An 18,568-nucleotide genomic window follows, 5' to 3' on the forward strand; every position below is an offset into this window, starting at 1 on the left:
GTCAGTGGTCTTGGCCTACTGCACGCCTCAGGCGCGCTTGCCGAACGAATCCTCGAGCCAGTCCGGCCGCGCGAGGTCACCGTCATCGAGCCACTCATCGCCGGCCTCGTCCCGATGCGGACCCTGGTGATATCCGAGGACGCACGGTTCATCGCTGCGAAGGTTCCGGCCGTCACAATCCAACTCCTGCGCCGAACGCAGCACCGGCCACTCCCGCGTCCGCTGCCTTGTCACGTCCACTTCCCCGTCCTCCGATCACAGCTCCCGCTTGGATCGGCCAGGGCGACGGGGCAGGAGAACCGCACACCGCCCGGCGCACGCTCGGGGCTCACCCAACGCCCTGACCGTGCTCCAAATCTGCCGCCAGCAGCGCGTAGGAACCACCGAGACAGCCAGTGACCATTTGCCTCAAACCTCCCCGCGTAACGGGGAGGTTGTGACACCATGGGACGCATGAGCATCAACGCTGGCAAGCGTCCCGCGAGGGCGAGCAGTCTGCGCCAGGAGCGACGAAACTGGGCCGCCGAACTGCGCGCCCAGGGATCAACCTGGGTCGAGATCGCCGACGCCTTCGCCGACGGGTACGGCGTGAATCCACGGGTGTCGTTCCGCCTCGCTCACGACTGGAGCCAGCGCGACGCAGCCGAACAATGGAACCATCACTGGCCGGACGACCCGAAGACCTTCAAGAACTTCTCCTATTGGGAGCAATGGCCCGCACCAACCGGCTACTCCCCCTCCCTCGATGTCCTCGCCCGGCTAGCCGAGCTCTACCAGTGCGCCGTCGCCGACCTCGTCGTCGACCTGGCCGACTATTCCAACCTCGACGCAGCGCGAGCCACAAGCGGCAACCTCAACGGACTCTGGCTCTCCCAGTACAGCTACTTCTCCACCGGCCGTGACACGAACCTCCACGGCGAGCACAAGATCCGCCTCCACCACACCGGCAGCCGGCTCCATGGCACCACCGATCCCGCCGATGGCGAATCACGACTCACACTCGACCTGTCCGTCAACGGAGCCATCGCCACCGGAACCTGGAACGAACGAACCGCACCCACCGGCTACTACCGCGGCGCGGTCTACCACGGCACCATCCAACTGGTCGTCAGCCCACACGCCCGCGGCATGAACGGCCGCTGGCTCGGCTTCGGCAAGAACTTCATCGTCAACTCAGGAGACTGGCACCTGGAGTGGCTGGACGCCTAGCCATCAGATGTCCGGCACATCGCCGGAGCCGCTGATCAAGGCCACGATCGTCGCGCCTCTCGCGAACGCGTTGCGAGCCACCTGGTCGAACAACGCGTACATCATCTTCGCCTCGTAAACCCAGTCCAGCCGCAAACCATGCCGCGCCTCGAAGTCATCGATGAACTCGCCCAACTCCCGGCTCCGCTTCGCATATCCACCGAAGTGGTAATCACATTCGAGCCGCCACGACCCGGTACGTGCGCCGTACACCTGCTCTTGCAGCCCAACGATGTCGCCCTCAAGGAACGCGCCACCCTTCAGGACCGGAACCCCGATCACCAACTGGTCGGGTCGCACTCCTGCAGCCACACCTGCGAGCGTCCCTCCGGTACCGACCGCACAGAACACGACGTCGACTGACGCATTCAGCTCCGCCGGCAACTCGGCACATCCCCGGACCGCGTCGGCGTTACTGCCGCCCTCGGGTATCAGATAGAAGTCGCCGAACTCCTGACGCAGCGCCTCGACCACAGCGTCCGAGGTCTTCGCCCGGTACGTCGTCCGATCGACGTATGTCAGCCGCATACCGCGCGACACGGCGTACCGAAGCGACGAGTTGAGCGGCAGATGCTCCTCACCACGGACCACCCCGATCGTCCTGAAGCCGCAGTACGACCCGACCGCAGCAGTCGCCCGAATGTGATTCGAGTACGCCCCACCAAATGTCAGCAGAGTCTCGGTCCCCGACTCCCGAGCAGTCGCGATGTTGTACTTCAACTTCCGCCACTTGTTACCAGGCACTTCCGGATGAATCAGATCATCCCGCTTCAACAGAACCCGCACCTCCGCAGCCCTCAACCGGTCATCCTCAATCTCAACCACCGGCGACGGCAACTGAAGCTCCGCGGTCAGCCCATCCTCCACCACGCCAGCATGACACGTCAGCACCAACCTGCTCCCCCGGTCCTGGGGCCAACAACGGCCGTGCTCGGCGAACAACCCTCCCTGCCGCTTCGCGTCGACATCACCATCAACACCAGGCTGTCCCCCGACCAGCTCCCCCGCCGACTCAGCACCTGAACGACTGAGCGACGACCTTCGAGTACTGCCCATGGCGGTCGAACCACAGTCACGACTCGCCAGGCCACCAGCCCACAACGCACCGCCGACCAGCACGCCAACGCGACCATCGAGCCAAAGCGGCATACCCAACGCCGTCACACTTCTGGCATCCGAGGCGTGTCAGAGAAGTGCAACGAGTATTCCGGCACCTTCGCGGGACGCACGTTGAGCATCCATGGACGACCTTCCACCCCCGTTCGGGCGCGATCTGACCGCGCGCCGACACGTCTGTGAGCACTGCAGCGACACCTACACCGCGGCCAGATCCGACCAACGCTTCTGCTCAGATCGCTGCCGCCTCCGCCACTGGCGAAGCCGCAAACGGGTCCGCTCAGCAGAAGCAATCGAGGCCGAACACGTCACCGCGCTCCTCGTGGAAATCGACAGATTGCGGCGCCAAGTCACCGAACTTCAGGACGCGAACACAACCCTCCGCGACGCACTAAGACGCGCGCAGGCTCGCAGGTTGTCGGCCCGAAACCCATACCGCAGGTGGCATCTGATGTAGACGCCGGGCACGAGTCGGCGCACGAGATGCGCTGTTAGGCGGAGCTTCGGCGATGCCGCACGAGGCGGCCGTTCATCACCTCACCTGTCCGGTCGGCGAATGTCGAGCAGGGATACGAGTGGGTTGTGACAGCACGGCAGACTGTGAATGACTCGCCTTGTGGCTCGACTCGGGACTGCTCGGCCGGCGCTGCTCAACGACTACGGCGCCAAATTTGACCGAAAGAGCAAGCCTGCCATGCATTTGGCGGCATTAGCCGTCTTGGACGACACGGACCTTCCACAGCCGCAGCACGTCCTGACGAGAGTCTTCGTCTCCCCGTCACGTCGGCAGGTCGGCATGCTCCTTGGCCGCGACGAGGTAGCTGCGGACATTGCCGAGAATCGCACGAGCACGCCGAGCCAGTAGGTCGTAGGGAAGTATCTGGGCTCGGACGAGTGATCTGTTCAGCTCGTGGAGGACGAACTGAACATCGGGGGAGAGCCGGTCGAACCGCCCGAGGACGATGAGCAGTCGAGGATCTCTTGGATTGGAGATGCCGTGAAGCTCGATCGCCACATCGGCGAAGCGAGTCAGTCGGTCACGGTAGGCCATGGCCTGCGCCACCGCTTGGGAGAGCCCCGAGCTCAGGCTGTAGTTGTGCGGGCTCGGACTGCCCGTCTCGTTTGCCCGCGAAGACACCTTGATGATGGCGTCTCCGGGACTCTTCAGCTCGACAAGATCGTTGTATCCATCGATCCGCTCGAGGATGAAGTCCATCGAGCCGCTTGGGCCGCGAGTCTGAGGGCGAATTGTCACGTACTCGAGGCCGAATATCAGGGGATTGTCTGCCAAGAACTTCTGCATCTCGGTCTCGGTTGTATTATCAGCACGCAACAATTCTTCGTATGCATCGACCACATGGCCGGCGTCGGCAATTCGCTCAGCGATCTGCTCACCCAGAACCATCCCTGCGGCGCGACGGCCTTCTTCATCGGACATCGCACCCCGCAGCAGGTCGGCACGATGTTCTGTGCTGGTCAGGCCGACCGTCAGCTCGACCAGCTTGCGAATATCTTCCTCGCCCAGACCACCCAGGCCGAGCACTGAATCAACGACGTCGTCCATCGTCGCGGAGCTCTTCGTGCCAATATTCACAAGCTCCGCGAGCAACTCCGGGCGATCTACGTCCTCGTTGAGCCAAGATACGACATCGTCCAGCTTTATGTGACGCATGAGCAGCGACCGCACCCTCTCCGGGTCACCGAACTGAGCCAGGTCGGCAAACTCATGGATCTCCGTCGCATCAACGGCCAAATGATTGGCGAGATACGAGAGTGCCGGGTTGCCTTGCGCCTGACGATACTCGTCGATGTTGAGAATGTAGAGGAAGTGGGTGGAGGTTTGCCGAAATCCTTGCGGAACATCGGATCTCCTGGTGAGCAGCAACGCCGGCTCCAAGCCCTCGGGCGCCCTGCTTTGGACCGTACGAGCCAGGACCAAACCGTTCTTGAAGTGCGCTCGCCCACTGGAAAAGACATCGCGCCACACGAAGTCATAGAAGAGCCGAATCCCCCGCAACTGCCTCGGAGCACCGCGTCGAGTCCGCAACGGCGAGTCCCAGTCGAGGTCCAGATCCATTCACCAACAATAGGCGCCCAACGCCAGGAAGTCTGCACTTGCATAAGCCGGCTGCCAATCAAGCAAGTGTTTGCAGGTCTGCCGCTGCCCACGACCCATCGAAATGAGCAGCCGCTCGCGCACCGAGTGCGGCATTCGCCTGCTCGTCGCCACCGGCCGCGCCGAGCCCTCGCACTTGCCCGAATGTCCATCATCATCGACGGCAACACACCAACACCGCTGCTTCGCGTGCATCCCTCGCCTGTCCGATTTCGACGCCTGGCAAGTACAGTCAACGCATCAGTGGCCCTCAGTCGCCGATGCCATACAAGTCGAGGAGTTGATGGCCCGTGGCACGTTTTGGGATGGAGTCCGGCGAGCGCGGTTCGTTCGAGATTCATGACGCCGCGACAGGCATAGAAGGGCACTTCGTACCGAAGGAGCCGATCGATGATGGCGATCCAGGGCAGCACCAGCTCGTCAGCGTCAAGATCATCGAGACGGATCCGCAGAACGGCGTAGTGCGGATCTTCCCACTCAACACGCTCCCGGGACACCCGGACTACCTCGGCCCGAAGTACACAAAGATCAGAGCTATTACGCTCCCATTCGACGACTACGAGGACATCGAGATCGACCTGATCGACCTCCTCGAGGACTTCCTCCCCTCCGGATTCATCAGGGACCCTGAGTACGGACTTGGTCTGATCAAGGACTACGGCGTAGTCATCGATCTCATCGAGGCCCACACCGACTGCGACACGCTCGAATTCACGCATTCGCAGAGCACCACCGTCAGCGGCCGAACGTTCCGGTTCAAGATCGCGGACTTCGAGGCAATCCGGTCAGAGCTGAATAGGATTGGAAACCGGGGCGGCATGGCGATCCACCGTGTCAAGGACGCCCTCACCCACAACGCTCTCGCCGAGGTCTTGGACCTCGATGAAAAGCACTATTCAGAGGGCAGACACCCGACCACGAAGTGGATGACAAAAATCGCAGCCGGAGATACCGCGCTCACCGACAGGGAAGAGGAGGAGCTGCTTGCGGCCGCGGCCGCAAGCGCGGCCGAGCTCGCAACCAGGACACCGCACCGCGTGGTTCGTCTCCAGCGTGACATCGAGCTGGTCAACCTCGATCAGCTCCTGCGCACCTACGAAGCAGGACTCGACGCCGGTCACAACGAGCCTTGGTGGCAGAGATACTTCGAGGAGAACGTGTTCGTGCTCCAACTGCTCTTCGGCGGACCAACAGTCTTCGTCAGCTCCCAGGTCCCCATAGGCAAAGGGGGCAACTCGGCCAAAGGCAAGAAGATCGCTGACTATCTGTTCCAGAGCCCAACAACGAACAACGCGGCTTTGGTCGAGATCAAGAGACCGAGTACCCGCCTCATGAACGCCCGCGCCTACCGCGAGGGTGTATACGGTGTCTCATCCGAAATCACCAAATCCGTCACCCAAGTGCTCGATCAGGCGCTGCAACTGACCAAAAACGAGAAGGACACGCAAGCAAGGACGCCTGGCGCGTCCTGGGTGAGCACTGCGCCGAGATGCTTCGTCGTCGCGGGACGGACAGACGAACTGACGACCGCCGACAAGCAGAAGTCGTTCGAGCTGTTCCGCGAGCACCTATCGGGAGTCCGCGTGGTGACGTACGACGAGCTCTTTCGCCAACTCCAGCTACTACGCGACTACCTCGCGCCCGATGACGACCTATCGGCTCCACCTGCCTCGCCCGGACGGTGACCTGGACCAGCTGGGCCTCGAACTCCGCAGGCGGCTGTACCGAGCTGGGCTTGAGGCACCCACAGAGGTGTGAGCCCAATGCCAAAGAGCTGGCACAAATCGCAATGATCCCGCCCGAATCCGAATCCCTCATCTGGGGTCCGCCAGCACGTGGCGTGCTGTGCCGGGCAGAGGGCCATAGGTGGCTGAGTCGATGGCGGCTAACTGCTCATAGGTGGCGACGGTTCCTCGCGACTGTCCCCCGCTTCGGTGGACTCCTGACCTATGAGGACTTCGCTCCTTGCTTGAAGGATGCCTATCGGCCGAATTCCGCCTCGATGAGTTTGAGATCCACCACCGCGACGGCCGCTCCGAAACCATGGATGGCACCCTCGCCGGCAGCGCCCTCACCATGGCCCGAGCCATCCGAGGCTACGTCCACTTCATCGGCGTCCCACCGACGAAGCCCTCCGCATGGCCTCCCTCTGCCCCGCCCGCCAGGCCGGCCCCACCGACACCGGCACCCTCACCCCTAAGACCCGAACCGACTTCACCATCATCGACAGCGAACCCAGCATCGACGCCGTCTACTTCGCCGGCCACCCATCGGTGGCGAGATGACTTAATGCGGCTCGACTCGTTAGTCGTCGAGGACATCCGGCGGACCGGAGACGGGATGTAACGCTTTGTGTCCGTTCTCGATGTACGGGGCACCTAGAAGGCGGATCCGCACGCCCCCCCGGATCTGGTTGGAAACGGCCGAATCGTCGGCCGTCAGGAAGGGACGCAGTGATCTCTACAAGTGGGGCCAATGACGCCTCAGACGGCCTGGCGCGGCAGCAGGCAGGAGCGCGGTGGTGGAGCATCGACATCCACGCCCACTCACCCGAGTCTTTCGACTACGGGGGCACCGAAGGTCACGCAAACGAGGCGCTCAAGCCGTCGTTCAAGGAGTGGATCCGTGCCTACATCGACGCGGGACTAGACGGCCTCGTCGTCACGGACCACAACTCGCACGCAGGGATCGATCAGGCCCGGCAGGCTCTGGCAGAGCTGCGCCGAGAGAGCCCGGAGCTTCCTCCGTTCGTGATCTTTCCAGGCGTCGAGCTGACAGTAACTGGCGGCACTCACATCCTCGGGATATTCGACCCGACCTGCGACGCCGAAGTCGTCAATCGGGTACTGACCCTTTGTGAGTTCACCGGAACGCGCGGGCACAGCGACGGAACCGCGAACAAGACCGTCCTCGACGCGGCCGCGGTCATCGTCACCCAGGGAGGGATCTGCGTGCCCGCGCACGCCGACCAGTTTCGGGGCGTGTTCAAGATCGACTCCCGGGACCTCGAAGCCCTCATCGCGTCGGAGTCCATCCTCGCCGTTGAGGTCGTCGACGACGGGAACGTCGGCGAGGCCGAGCGGGTGGGGTGGGTTCCTGTTCTGGGATCCGACGCACCTCACCTGACCACCGACGGCTGTCCTGATGAGGTCGTCGCGAAAGCGCCGGGCACTCACACGACCCTCATCAAGGCAGAGACCCTCGACCTCGAAGGTTTTCGGCTCGCTCTGACCGATCCCATCCACTCCGTTCGACGATCCCGGCGCGGTGACATCGATCCGAACAACACAGGGCACGGACACATCGACAGAATCTGGGTCGAGCACGATGGCGTCACCGAGGATTACCGCTTCGGCCCTTGGCTGAACTGCCTCATCGGCGGACGTGGAGTCGGCAAGTCAACGCTTGTCGAGTTGCTCCGGCTGGCCCTTGGCCGCAGCCATGAGCTGGCGGGGTCGGTCGCCGTGGACCTGAAGCGGTTCCAGCCCTCCGCAGATCCCAGCGAACGGTGGTGGGACGGCAAGACGCGGATCGTCGTGGAATACACGAAGGATGACCGTCTGCTTCGAGTCACCTGGTCAGGGGACGAGCCCCACAAGTCAGTCCTCGAGGTCCTAGAAGGAGGCACCTGGCAGGCACAAGCCGGCCGAGTGTTCGACCGTGTCCCGATTCGGGTGTTCAGTCAGAAGCAAATCTACGAGCTCGCGACCTCCCCACGAAGCTTCCTGACGATCCTCGACGACATGCCACCGATCCAGAAAAGCGAATGGGACATCGAGTACGAGGAACTCCAACTCAAGTTCAAGGGTGAGCGCAACAAGCTCCGCCAACTGCTGGCAGAGGCGGACAAGTCCGACCGAATCCGAGGCCAGCTCGAAGAAGTGCAGGGTCGTCTGCACCGCCTGGCCGAGCTTCAATCGACCCCACAATACGATGAACTGACGGCAACCGAGGCCCGGATCAGAGATGCCACGACGGCCGAAGACCAGGCCGAAAGTATCGAGCAGAACCTCGGTACCCACGCCAGTGAGTTGCGCGGCCTCGTGACTGATGTCCTGCAGGTGACCGACTACGCTGACAGGGCAACCTCGTTCACCATCGCCGCAGATCTGCTCGAGCAGGCTGCGACTGCTCTGGCGACCGCGCGCGCATCGTGGCAGAGCGAAGCGACCTCGGCGTCATGGCAAGCAAGAGTTGAGGAGCTCAACGCCTGGCTGGCCGAGCAGAGCGGCGCCTTCCACGCGGATGCCGAGCAGACGCAGGCGGATCGGCAGCGGGAAGCTGAACTGCAGGCCGAGCTCCGGGAGGTCGAGAGTTCCGCTGAAAGGCGTCAGGAACAGGACGCGGCGATAGCCCAACTCATGCAGGAACTTTCCTCGAAAAGAAGCGAGCTCTTCGGACGGCGTCAGGAGTTCGCCAGGCAGCTCAACGCTACGGCCACCCACACGCGCGTGAACGTTCATGAACAAGGCGATGTCGCAACCATCGGAGCTGGACTTCGCGCTCTCCTCAACTGCCCGGAGTCGTTCGAGTCAGCGTTCGGCCAGGACGGCATCGCTGCATCTCTGCTCAAACAACAGCCGAAGGATCCACGTTTCCCGAACGAGGTGGACGAGTTCAGGGCAGCTCTCGTCGAATTAGTGGAAAGAGGCGCCGACTCCGAGATCGGGCTGTCCCTCAAGGTTGACGCCCGCTTCTACAGTCGCCTCGCTGCTGCCGACACGTTCGACCTGGTCACGAACATCATGCTCTGGTTTCCAGAAGACCTCATCGCCGTCCAGTACCGCCAAACCGAGGGCGGCAATTTCACGCCCGTCGATCAAGGATCTCCCGGTCAGAAGACGGCGGCTCTCCTCACCGTCATCCTCCAGATGGGCACCGATCCGCTCCTGCTGGACCAGCCTGAGGATGATCTCGAGAACAAGCTGATCAAGCAACTCGCGGTCGAAACCCTCAAGAACATCAAAACCCGGCGACAGATCATCGTCTCGACACACAACGCGAACATCGTCGTCACGTCCGCCGCCGAGAATATTCTCGTACTCGAGCACGGAGAATCTCTTCCCAAGATAGAGACCGAAGGCACACTCCAGGTTCGGGCCGTCAAGGCAAACGTCTGCGTAATCCTCGAAGGCGGCGAGGACGCCATCAAGACCCGATACCGCCGACTCATCGGCCCCACCGACACATGACCGAGGTTGCCACGTCCAACCTGCCATCAGGGGGTCTGACTCGCAGGATCCACGTCAAGCTCCAGGCGTGTGGTTAAGGTGCGTGTTCGGCCTTGGACAATCAGCAAACTTGCAGGATGCCGCCGGCGGTTCCGCCGATCGAAGTCTCGTCAAGCTGAGTCAGGCGCGCATCAAGAGGACGACCTCCGACGCCAGGCTCGGATCGATCTGACGGGCTTCCATGCATACCAGGCTGCCGTACACGCCTCGCAGCGTTCTCGCGATGTCCTTCTCGAGGAATCTGTCCGACACACAGATGGCGGCCAGTAGACCGATCCGCACTGTTGAGCTGTGCCGCGTTGTTCGCGCGGGTTCTTGCAGAAGCAACTTAGTAATGGCTGCAACCGCGTCGACTACTCGCCGAGCCAGCAACCGCCTGCTCTCATCATCACGGCCAGGGTCCGACCCTGCAGACTCAGGCAGCTTGGGATCCAGTCCTCCCCAGGTGGCCCTGAGCAGGAGCGATTGCACCGATTGCAGAGATATCTCAACTTCTTCCGGGATGGTGGGCAACGAGTCGAGCTCCCTCGAACACAGGCCGTCGAGGAAGACCGTGAACTGTTCCCACGCGGACCGCGGACTGCCCTTCGTGCGGTTCAGTTCCCACAGCGAAAGCAAGGTGCTCATCGCCAGGATGGTGAGCTCGAATTCCTGGACATGCAACGGGAGCTCTGACTCATTGGCAGCCTCAGGGCGGTCGGGCCACGCGAGCAGGAGCGTCGCCGGGGGCTCGCTCGTCGCAGACCTCCCTGGTCGGCGGCGGTCATCCGCAAGCGCCGAGATCTCTTCTGCCTCGATTGCGTTCGCCAGGATAATGTCGAGCGCCTGACCGAGTGCTCTCGCAAGCTGTGGATCGCGCCGGTACAACGATCGCAGACCTTGCGCAAGGTCTGATGGAACGGAGAAACCGCTCATGGTAGCCAGTTCATCGGTCAGGTTTACCAGTCGCCGCACGTCGCCACGCACGGACTGCATTTCCATGAAGCCGCCGTGAAGGCGTGAGATCGCACGATCGACCTGTGTCGCGTTCCTTTCCAAGGATGGAGTCAGGCTGTTTGCCAATCGATCGAGCCGCCGCACGGAGGCTCTGAAGTCGCGTACGTAGGCCTTGCCTGGATCGCGCTCGAGACAAAGTGCCAGGATGAACGGCACCGTGCTTGACAGGGCCGCAAGATCGCGTTGGATCGCGTCTTTGACTTGGTGCTCGGCTGGAACATACGGATGCTTGACGCCGCGGGGCACGAAGATCTTCGGCCCTGCGTACAGCTCCTCGACGGGGTTCCCGGAAGGACCGCCAGCCGCTATGCCGGGCGGCTCATTCGAGATCGCGTCGGAATACCATACGGTGTGCCGAGCAAGGTCTACAACGACGCTCGTCGTTGGATCAGCCAGCTCGGCCCGGGTAGGGAGCCGATACGTCGTTCCGCCGTCGAACAGACCGTTGACCCAGAGTACGAGCCTTTCGGCATCCGCTGCCGGGATACCGACAGCCTCCGTGCTGTCATCGCGTGAGTCGGCTTCTCCGTACTGCGCGCGACGAGCAGCCGGATCGCCGAATTGCTCGACGTACAACTGGTAAAGGGTCTGCGGGATCGGCTGGGCGCAGGCCACCGCACCGTTGCTCAGGGTTACCGTGACGCGCAGGCTTCTCGAGGTTCGAACGGCGGCCATCAGACGCCGATGGATCTTGCGGGCCTGAGCATCGCTGGATGAGACACCGGGATCATGCAACTGGTCCAGGCGCTCCAGCAGCACGATGTCGACCTCACGTGCCTCCTCGGCGCAGTCCAAGGCCAGTGCGAGGGCGTCGACAGAGCGAGACTCCAGGCAGGCTGCGACCACCGCCGAAGCGTCCGCATCCGCCGCCCAGAGAAGGGTGGTTTCCCGCCACCAAGGATTCTCCACCACAGCGGGAAGATCGACTTCGTCTGGATCGTTCCGGATCTCGACGGCGGCGAGATACTCCTGCAGCGTCTGGTGGACGAATGCAAACGTCCCGGCCTCACGTTCGATCAGCAGACCACTTCTCGTGAGCTCGTCCAAGAATTCCTCCGGCGTCGCCGCGCGTGGGATGCGGTTCAGGGTCGGTCCGAGGATTTCGCTGGCTTTCGCCGATGTGACGTCGCGGACCTCGAGCGACATCATCGCCAGTGCGAGTTTCCGCACCACCATCGCGCGCTGCTCGGTCTTCAGGTTGGTACCGACCTGGAGATTCTTCGCCTGCTGCCGCCGGTGGAGGAGCAGGGCACACATCTCGCTGTACAGGGCCGCCCTGCTGCCGGGAAGAGCGCCTCGGTACTTGTGGACGTTCGCGATCATCGTCAGCAGCATTGGGTTGGCGGCCAAGTCGTACAGAGCCGGCTGCAGACGCATACGGCGGAGGAGGTCATCCGCATGATCGTCGGAGATGGTCCGGGTCTCATCCCCTTCCTCGCCCCTGCTGCGGCACTCGATCGCGTAGTACCAGCCGCGGACGAAGTTGAAGATCTGCTCGCTGGTGAACCGGCGGACTTGAAGAACGTTGGCACCGCTCACCGGATTTGCCTGGTAGCCATGTGGCCGTGACGTCAGGACGAAGTGGTTCCGGGGATAGCGTGCGACCTGATCCTGCACCCATTTCGAGGTCAGCCGGCGCTGTTCTTCTGACGCGACCTCGTCCAGACCGTCCAGCATCACAACGCAGCGCCCGTGCTCCAGGTCGCGCTCGAACAGGTCAGCGGAAACCAAGCCCTTCAACCAGGAGACGCCGACGAGCAGCTCGGGGATCGTGACATTGGGATTTCGGCCAATCTCCTGTGCGTGGTCCCGCAGGTAGAGGATCACCGGCAGCAGTCTTCTTCCGCGCCGCGGCCCCTCCCCGAAGCTCAGCGCGGTACGACGCAGCAAGGTTGTCTTCCCGGATCCGGGGCCGCCGATGATCGCGAAGACCCGCGGCTCCTTGCTGTTCAGGAACGAGTCGAGCGTCCTTCGTTCGCCTGTAGCGGTTTCTGCACCCACGAACGGCGTCCGAGTAGTCGTTTGCAACGGGGACGGCGCCAGGCTGACGTCGACGTACACGTCCCGGAGTGGGAGCGCGAACTCTCCCTGAGTTGACATGCCGAGCAACTCGATGTCCCGCACGCTGGCGACGAGTTGTTTTACGTAGCGCGCGCGATGTCGGTTCACCAGAGCTCTCAGCCGCAGGTCAACGGCGGTGGCTACCCGAGGCACCCATAGGTCGCTCACCGCGCGAGCCACGCGGAGCAGAAAACGCGAGGCGCTGACGATCAGCCAGTAGGCGACCAGGATGAGACAACTCAGCGGAATATGCGCGCGAACCGCCGACCAAAGCGATCCGGTCGCGATCGCCGGCGGCCCGAATGCGACCAGGATTGCGATGATCGTGGCCGTGAAAGGATTCTTCGAAGAGCTGTTGCCCTGACCAGCAGGTTCACTCGCCATGCGTACACCTGACCACGGAGTCGTCGGCACAGGTCGGTCGGCCATGGGAGATGCAGAAAACGATGTGCATCAGGCGCTGTCCCTACGTGTGCGTGCTTGAGACGGAGACCATACTGCACGCGACCGTTTGAATGTGGCGATGTCGCGTTTGGGCCAGTTCAATTCTCAGCGGGAGACAACGAAACCTCGACCGGATAACACCGCGACACGGATACAACGGGTCGGTCCAGATCATCCCAGGCACTCAGCAGTGGCTTGCCGCTTCGAACGAAGCACTCCTCACGACCGCGCGCACCTTCCTCGCGCCGGGACGCAGCACAAGCCGCAGCGGATCCTACTCAAATGCCGAGGCGAGCGCCGTCTCCGCGCGCCGGGGCCGCTGATTCGTGACTGTCGTGGAGAGGCAGGATCTGGACGAGTGGCTGCTCGCAGGGAAAGGCGGCGGGCGAACGACCGGCTCCCTGTGATGGCCGTCCGACCGGCTGCCTCTAGTCAGCGCAGCATAGCGCTCGTGGGCGTTGCGCTGCGCTACGCCGGGCACGACCGCGTGGTCGACCCTCGAGTCCTTCACTAGGACGGGGCCTGCGAGACTTCGAGTGGACGGCCGCCGGCCGGTGTGGCGAAGGTGGATCCGCTCTCTGACGGCCTGCTCGACCGATAAGCCGTCCGTCTCCTCTGCAAGGCCTGGAAGTACGTTTCACCGTGAAGGCCCGAAGCGTCATGCCGGTCCCGCCATGACCTTGTGATTGCTACCGCGGCAGCAACGGCGACAGCAGCACCAGCCAACTCCGTCACCGACATAACCGATCGTGCTCCAATCCATGAGCACGTCATCGTGCCAACGCTCACTCACGGCACCGCGGCGCCAGTGCGACGCGAACTGTCCCAAGAGGCGAGCGCGCAGCCAACCGCCATGCGGGGATCGAGTCCCTCGATCCGCCTTGACTCGATCAGGACAGCATCTATGTCCCGGCGCCTTCCCCGCACTGCTCTCCGAATATGCCGGAAGAGTTCGCCGTAGTCAGCCTCGTCCACTCAAATGCCCTTCACGCACCGACATCAACTTCCCAAGAGTCCGACTACGTAGGCTTGATGCGCGGCTGAGGGCTAGAGCATGGAAGTCATGCTCATGCGATGGACTTGGATACCGCTAAGCTTGTAATACAAGGCTAGACAGTGCTGGTCCGTGAACCCACAGATGTAATCGAGGATGGCGCGGTTCTCACCGCCACGTGGACCTGATGAGTCGTGGCCATATCCGAGCTTCAGCTTGCCGGCGCCGAGTTCCTCGGCAATCTGGACTTCCCTGCGGAGCCGCGGCGGCAGACGATCACGGTCTTTGCGGACCCAGTCGTGCAGCATCTGCACAAGGTTCTCGATCACCGTCTGTTGCCCTCGCTGTAGTAACGCGATGTCTGGCCGCTGCACTACGTACGAGCGGGTAATCTCCTTGAGGATCTGGACCTCGTGCCACTCGGCTTGCTTGAGGCCAATGTGTGGCCCACCTGGCCAAAGAGGCTCGGCGGCCTGCATAGTGACCGCCGCGATGTACGACCCAATGAGATCCGAGCCTTTCCCTCGAGCGCGGGCCTCGACTTCGCTCAGGTCCGCGCGGTGCCGCTCGAATCCGATCTTCAACGAGTTCTCCACTTTGCCGGCGGCCTCTTTCAGCGCCTCGCGTGAGAACCACCCCGGATAGTCGATCGCCAGGCGATCACCGAGACTCTTGAACGGCGTGAATATGAGGTCCCGATCGCCGAATTCATCCAGATCCTCTCGGATCGCTGACACGTCCAGCACGCCCGCGATGTAGAAGTCTTCAAGGTCATGCACGGCGTAGGTGATGTCGTCCGCCACATCCATCACGGATGCTTCCAATGTCTGGATCTCCGCGCCGATACCATTAGCGAAGTCTCGACAGGTTGCGAGCAACTCACCTTGAGGCTCGTACGCGCTGAACTTGTTCCAGTGCCTGCGATAGTCGGAGTCTGCCTTTAAGCCATCGTCGTGATCGGCGCCAGAGCGTCGGGCAACACGCATCCAGGGATACTTCGCCGCTGCGGCGAGCGTTGCATACGTCTGATCGAGCCCTTCGTACTTAAGACTTCGAACCTTGCCGATCGTCAGCAGACGGAACGTCTGCGCGTTTCCCTCGAAACCATCGGGGAGGCCGAGGATCTCTCGTGCGACCTCGTCCAATATCTGCTCGCCGATGTGGCCGAACGGAGGATGCCCGAGGTCGTGCGCCAATGCTGCAGCTTCACAAACCTCAACATCGAACCCGCCGAGCTTCTCCATGTCGGCCCAGTTGTCCCGATTCTGGACAAGTCGCTCCGCGATGCTGCGCGCGACCTGCCCCACCTTCTCCGAGTGCGTCAAGCGATTGTGCATCAGTGGGAGATCGTCAAAGGGTGTGATCACCTGCGTCACGCCAGTCAAGCGACGCCATGCAGCTGAATAGAGAATCCGATCTCGATCACGCTGCGCCTGCGAACGGACGTCCGGTTCCTCTGGCCTCCGTGATCGCCCACTCGGACGGGTTATCCGCCCAGAGGCAGTCGAGTTGACGCCATAGACTCGCTCATCCGCGCGAGATTTCGGAGGCAACGTCAGTCCCGTACGATGCGTAGTGAGTCGTCACCTCGCACCTCGACATCGAGCCTGGACAACGCGAGGTACACGTCTTGGGGCGTGCAGTGCATCGTCTGTGAGAGCTCATCGACCAACTGATCCAGCTTGACCCTGATTTCGTTCCGTCCGATCACCTGCACGATCCGCTCGGCTACCGTCGCGAGCACACGCTCACCCTCGGCCGGTCGCATCTCAAGAGCTGACGCTGTCATCGTTCCCCACTCCCCACACCTCGCATCGTCCATGGAACCTCCGGTCGTCCTACGCATCCCGCGCCACTGCAGCCGATTGGAAACTGGGTCCTCTGCAATGGTGCAACAGATGCGACCTCGCGGCGCGGCAAGCACGCGATGCGTGTTGCTCCGGCCCTCGAGATGGCGCCTTCGAGACGGGACGACTCAAATGCATGAGTAAGCGAAACCGTACAAATCAAGCGATTGCTCATACCCTCAGCAGGCACGGGCAGATTGAGCGGCGCGACGGCGTCGGCCCGCAAGTTGCTAGGTCGCTCGCTATTCAGTTCGGCGGCAATGCTGAAGCCATTGCACGCATACAGCCCCACCGACCGAGACGGCCGACGGTCACTGCCCACGCGTGCAACGGCCAACAAGCTAGGCCAGCGCTCCCCCAGGTACATCGTGAACCCCCCCAGACCAGGACTATGCCGCAATTCCTACTCGGTGCCAAGGTGGCGGTTGCAGATTGTGAGCAATGGATCTGGCACGGGAAGGTCTGACCACGCGCGGGAGCCGACGCTAGTGGAGCGTGTCATTAGTTTCTAGACGTATTCGTCTGGGCGAGAATGAGGCATGGCGAATCGTGCGGCGGCGGCGTTGGGTTTGCGTGATGGTGACCGGGAGCGGTTGGTGTCGCTGACGAGGAGTTCGAGTGTGCGGGCGGGTCTGGCGCAGCGGGCGCGGATCGTGTTGCTGGCTGCCGACGGGGTGTCGAACACCGCGATCGCGGATAAGGTCGGCGTCACCCGGCAGACGGTGGTCGGTTGGCGTGGCCGGTACGAAGAGGGTGGACTGAGAGGGCTGGAGGACGAGCCGCGTTCGGGTCGGCCGCGTTTGGTGGACCATCGAGCGATCGTGGCGGCGACGTTGAGGCCGCCGCCGAAGCGGCTGGGGGTGTCGCACTGGTCGAGCCGGCTGCTGGCCGCGAAGCTGGGCGTTGGCAATGCGACGGTGGCCCGGGCCTGGCGTGACTACGGAGTGCAGCCCTGGCGGGCCGAGACGTTCAAGTTCTCCACCGACCCCGAACTGGTCGCGAAGGTGACCGACGTGGTGGGACTGTATTTGGCGCCGCCGGAGAACGCGATCGTGCTCTGTGTCGATGAGAAGTCGCAGATCCAGGCGTTGGACCGGACCCAGAAGATGCTGCCGATGCAGCCCGGCTTTCCCGAGCGGCGCACGCATGACTACGTCCGGCATGGCACCACCACCCTGTTCGCGGCGCTGGAGGTCGCCACCGAGAAGGTGACCGCCGCGGTCCGGCCGCGGCATCGCCACCAGGAGTTCCTGGGCTTCCTCAGGCAGGTCGCCAAGGCCTACCCGGACGAGGAACTGCACCTGGTGATGGACAACTACGCCGCGCACAAGCGACCCGAGATCCGCGGCTGGCTAGCCGCGAACCCCCGGATCCAGGTGCACTTCACTCCCACCTCGGGGTCGTGGCTCAACCTCGTGGAGGTCTGGTTCGGGATCATCGAGAAACAGGCCATCCGCCGCGGCACATTCGGCTCGGTCAAAGACCTCAACGCCAAGATCCGCGCCTTCATCGACGGCTGGAACAACCGCTGCCACCCCTTCGTCTGGACCAAGACCGCCGACCAGATCCTCAAGAAGGCCAACCGTCAGCAGACTTCAGAAACGCTCCACTAGGAGAGCTGAGCTGCGTTTCGCTGGCGTCGCCTTTCCTGCTCTCCACGCAGTCACCATTCTGGCGTTCGGCCGCCGGGGTCAGAGGTGAGCTCGAGGCGTGTGGTTAAGGTGCGTGTTCCTCCTCGGACACACATGCTAACCACACGCGGGCTAGGCCTGATGGAAACATCAGCCACCCGCGTTTCGTAGTTGTAGGAGACTTCGAGCCTCAGAGCGCCGTAGAGGTCAGCCAAATCCGCTCGATCCGCCTGGTCCAGCACCGCCTTCATGGCCTCCCAGCTCCTCCACCATCGCGCGGATGTCCGCACCGCTCAGACGCTCGGCCGGCTCCAACGCCTCCAGTCCCGCCAGCGCGGCCTTCTTCTCCGCGACGGCAGCGTTGTACTGACTCGTCAGCGCCTCGGGATCCCAACCCGCGTCCAGAGCACGTTGAAGCCGCGTCATCGTCGCGTCCGCGGCCGCGATCCTCTGCCGGAACGTTCGCTCCGCCGCGTCCGCGGGATCCTCCTCGCTCTGTGCACCCGCCAGAAGTGCAACAGTCCGATCAAGATTTTCAGGACTGAACAGTCCCGCAATCCATTCGTTCACACCGTCGGAGAGGCGATCCTCGCGGACGTAAACCGCCGCGGATGTCCAAGAGCCGCCCTCGACCCCGGAACCAGGGTCCGCACGGCGCACCGGTAGAACATCGCGTGCTTCCGCGGAGCGCCCTCCATCTGCCGCCCGATCTTCGCTTCCTCGAGCTCTCCGGGCGTGAAGAGGATCCGTCGGCGGCTGCCGCGACCCGGCAGCAACTTCTCGACCTCTCCGAGGAAGAGGGCGTGCACGTGAGTACGAAGCCCGAGCTCAAGACCAAGGTCGTGCTGAACTACTTCTCCAACAAGCCGGCATGCTGATTCGGA

The 18,568-nt window shown here is 62.8% G+C and carries 14 protein-coding genes; 7 read left to right on the plus strand and 7 right to left on the minus strand.

Annotated features, from left to right (window positions below):
- Positions 1–27 precede the first annotated feature (27 nt).
- Positions 28–240 (minus strand): hypothetical protein, encoded by a 213-nt coding sequence (locus OG558_RS35560; protein WP_405066898.1) that lies wholly within the window; start codon positions 238–240, stop codon positions 28–30.
- A gap of 213 nt (positions 241–453) precedes the next feature.
- Between OG558_RS35560 and OG558_RS35565 the strand changes: the two genes are divergently transcribed.
- Positions 454–1,209, plus strand: a complete 756-nt coding sequence (locus OG558_RS35565; RefSeq protein ID WP_405066899.1) for a hypothetical protein — start codon at positions 454–456, stop codon at positions 1,207–1,209.
- A 3-nt stretch (positions 1,210–1,212) separates the two neighbouring features.
- Here the strand turns inward: OG558_RS35565 and OG558_RS35570 are convergent, their stop codons facing one another.
- A complete protein-coding gene (locus OG558_RS35570) occupies positions 1,213–2,022 on the minus strand; it encodes a 1-aminocyclopropane-1-carboxylate deaminase/D-cysteine desulfhydrase (protein ID WP_405066900.1) in 810 nt (269 codons plus the stop codon).
- Between the two features lie 466 nt (positions 2,023–2,488).
- Between OG558_RS35570 and OG558_RS35575 the strand changes: the two genes are divergently transcribed.
- On the plus strand, positions 2,489–2,821 hold the full coding sequence (locus OG558_RS35575; protein WP_405066901.1) for a DUF2116 family Zn-ribbon domain-containing protein: 333 nt from the start codon (positions 2,489–2,491) through the stop codon (positions 2,819–2,821).
- A 321-nt stretch (positions 2,822–3,142) separates the two neighbouring features.
- Here the strand turns inward: OG558_RS35575 and OG558_RS35580 are convergent, their stop codons facing one another.
- Positions 3,143–4,441, minus strand: a complete 1,299-nt coding sequence (locus tag OG558_RS35580) for a Shedu anti-phage system protein SduA domain-containing protein (protein ID WP_405066903.1) — start codon at positions 4,439–4,441, stop codon at positions 3,143–3,145.
- A 344-nt stretch (positions 4,442–4,785) separates the two neighbouring features.
- On the opposite strand from OG558_RS35580, the gene OG558_RS35585 reads away from it, so the two are divergent.
- The 3 genes from OG558_RS35585 to OG558_RS35595 all read left to right on the plus strand — a co-directional run bounded on the left by OG558_RS35585 (position 4,786) and on the right by OG558_RS35595 (position 9,672).
- Positions 4,786–6,165, plus strand: coding sequence for a Shedu immune nuclease family protein (locus OG558_RS35585; RefSeq protein WP_405066904.1), 1,380 nt, complete (start codon positions 4,786–4,788; stop codon positions 6,163–6,165).
- Between the two features lie 453 nt (positions 6,166–6,618).
- On the plus strand, positions 6,619–6,765 hold the full coding sequence (locus OG558_RS35590; protein WP_405066905.1) for a hypothetical protein: 147 nt from the start codon (positions 6,619–6,621) through the stop codon (positions 6,763–6,765).
- A 168-nt stretch (positions 6,766–6,933) separates the two neighbouring features.
- On the plus strand, positions 6,934–9,672 hold the full coding sequence (locus tag OG558_RS35595) for a TrlF family AAA-like ATPase (RefSeq protein WP_405066906.1): 2,739 nt from the start codon (positions 6,934–6,936) through the stop codon (positions 9,670–9,672).
- A 159-nt stretch (positions 9,673–9,831) separates the two neighbouring features.
- Here OG558_RS35595 and OG558_RS35600 read toward each other — a convergent pair whose 3' ends face one another.
- The 3 genes from OG558_RS35600 to OG558_RS35610 all read right to left on the minus strand — a co-directional run bounded on the left by OG558_RS35600 (position 9,832) and on the right by OG558_RS35610 (position 15,950).
- Positions 9,832–13,152 (minus strand): NACHT domain-containing protein, encoded by a 3,321-nt coding sequence (locus OG558_RS35600; protein WP_405066907.1) that lies wholly within the window; start codon positions 13,150–13,152, stop codon positions 9,832–9,834.
- A 1,107-nt stretch (positions 13,153–14,259) separates the two neighbouring features.
- Positions 14,260–15,759, minus strand: a complete 1,500-nt coding sequence (locus OG558_RS35605; protein ID WP_405066908.1) for a deoxyguanosinetriphosphate triphosphohydrolase family protein — start codon at positions 15,757–15,759, stop codon at positions 14,260–14,262.
- Positions 15,760–15,761: 2 nt separating this feature from the next.
- The gene (locus OG558_RS35610) at positions 15,762–15,950 is read right to left on the minus strand and encodes a hypothetical protein (protein ID WP_405066909.1); all 189 of its coding nucleotides are present in this window, start codon (positions 15,948–15,950) and stop codon (positions 15,762–15,764) included.
- Between the two features lie 642 nt (positions 15,951–16,592).
- On the opposite strand from OG558_RS35610, the gene OG558_RS35615 reads away from it, so the two are divergent.
- Positions 16,593–17,666, plus strand: a complete 1,074-nt coding sequence (locus tag OG558_RS35615) for an IS630 family transposase (protein WP_405066910.1) — start codon at positions 16,593–16,595, stop codon at positions 17,664–17,666.
- Positions 17,667–17,891: 225 nt separating this feature from the next.
- Here OG558_RS35615 and OG558_RS35620 read toward each other — a convergent pair whose 3' ends face one another.
- A complete protein-coding gene (locus OG558_RS35620; RefSeq protein WP_405066911.1) occupies positions 17,892–18,110 on the minus strand; it encodes a hypothetical protein in 219 nt (72 codons plus the stop codon).
- A gap of 248 nt (positions 18,111–18,358) precedes the next feature.
- Between OG558_RS35620 and OG558_RS35625 the strand changes: the two genes are divergently transcribed.
- Complete coding sequence (locus tag OG558_RS35625; RefSeq protein WP_405066912.1) at positions 18,359–18,562, plus strand: hypothetical protein; 204 nt, start codon at positions 18,359–18,361, stop codon at positions 18,560–18,562.
- Positions 18,563–18,568 lie beyond the last annotated feature (6 nt).

The sequence above is a fragment of the Kribbella sp. NBC_01510 genome (assembly GCF_045040325.1).
In the GTDB taxonomy this organism is placed as follows: domain Bacteria; phylum Actinomycetota; class Actinomycetes; order Propionibacteriales; family Kribbellaceae; genus Kribbella.

Excerpts from the sequence above, each read along its gene's own strand:
- OG558_RS35580 (WP_405066903.1), bottom strand. The coding sequence starts at position 4,441 with ATGGATCTGGACCTCGACTGGGACTCGCCGTTGCGGACTCGACGCGGT.
- OG558_RS35600 (WP_405066907.1), bottom strand. The coding sequence starts at position 13,152 with ATGGCGAGTGAACCTGCTGGTCAGGGCAACAGCTCTTCGAAGAATCCT.
- OG558_RS35620 (WP_405066911.1), bottom strand. The coding sequence starts at position 18,110 with ATGACGCGGCTTCAACGTGCTCTGGACGCGGGTTGGGATCCCGAGGCG.
- OG558_RS35585 (WP_405066904.1), top strand. The coding sequence starts at position 4,786 with ATGGAGTCCGGCGAGCGCGGTTCGTTCGAGATTCATGACGCCGCGACA.
- OG558_RS35565 (WP_405066899.1), top strand. The coding sequence starts at position 454 with ATGAGCATCAACGCTGGCAAGCGTCCCGCGAGGGCGAGCAGTCTGCGC.
- OG558_RS35615 (WP_405066910.1), top strand. The coding sequence starts at position 16,593 with ATGGCGAATCGTGCGGCGGCGGCGTTGGGTTTGCGTGATGGTGACCGG.
- OG558_RS35590 (WP_405066905.1), top strand. The coding sequence starts at position 6,619 with ATGGCCTCCCTCTGCCCCGCCCGCCAGGCCGGCCCCACCGACACCGGC.
- OG558_RS35575 (WP_405066901.1), top strand. The coding sequence starts at position 2,489 with ATGGACGACCTTCCACCCCCGTTCGGGCGCGATCTGACCGCGCGCCGA.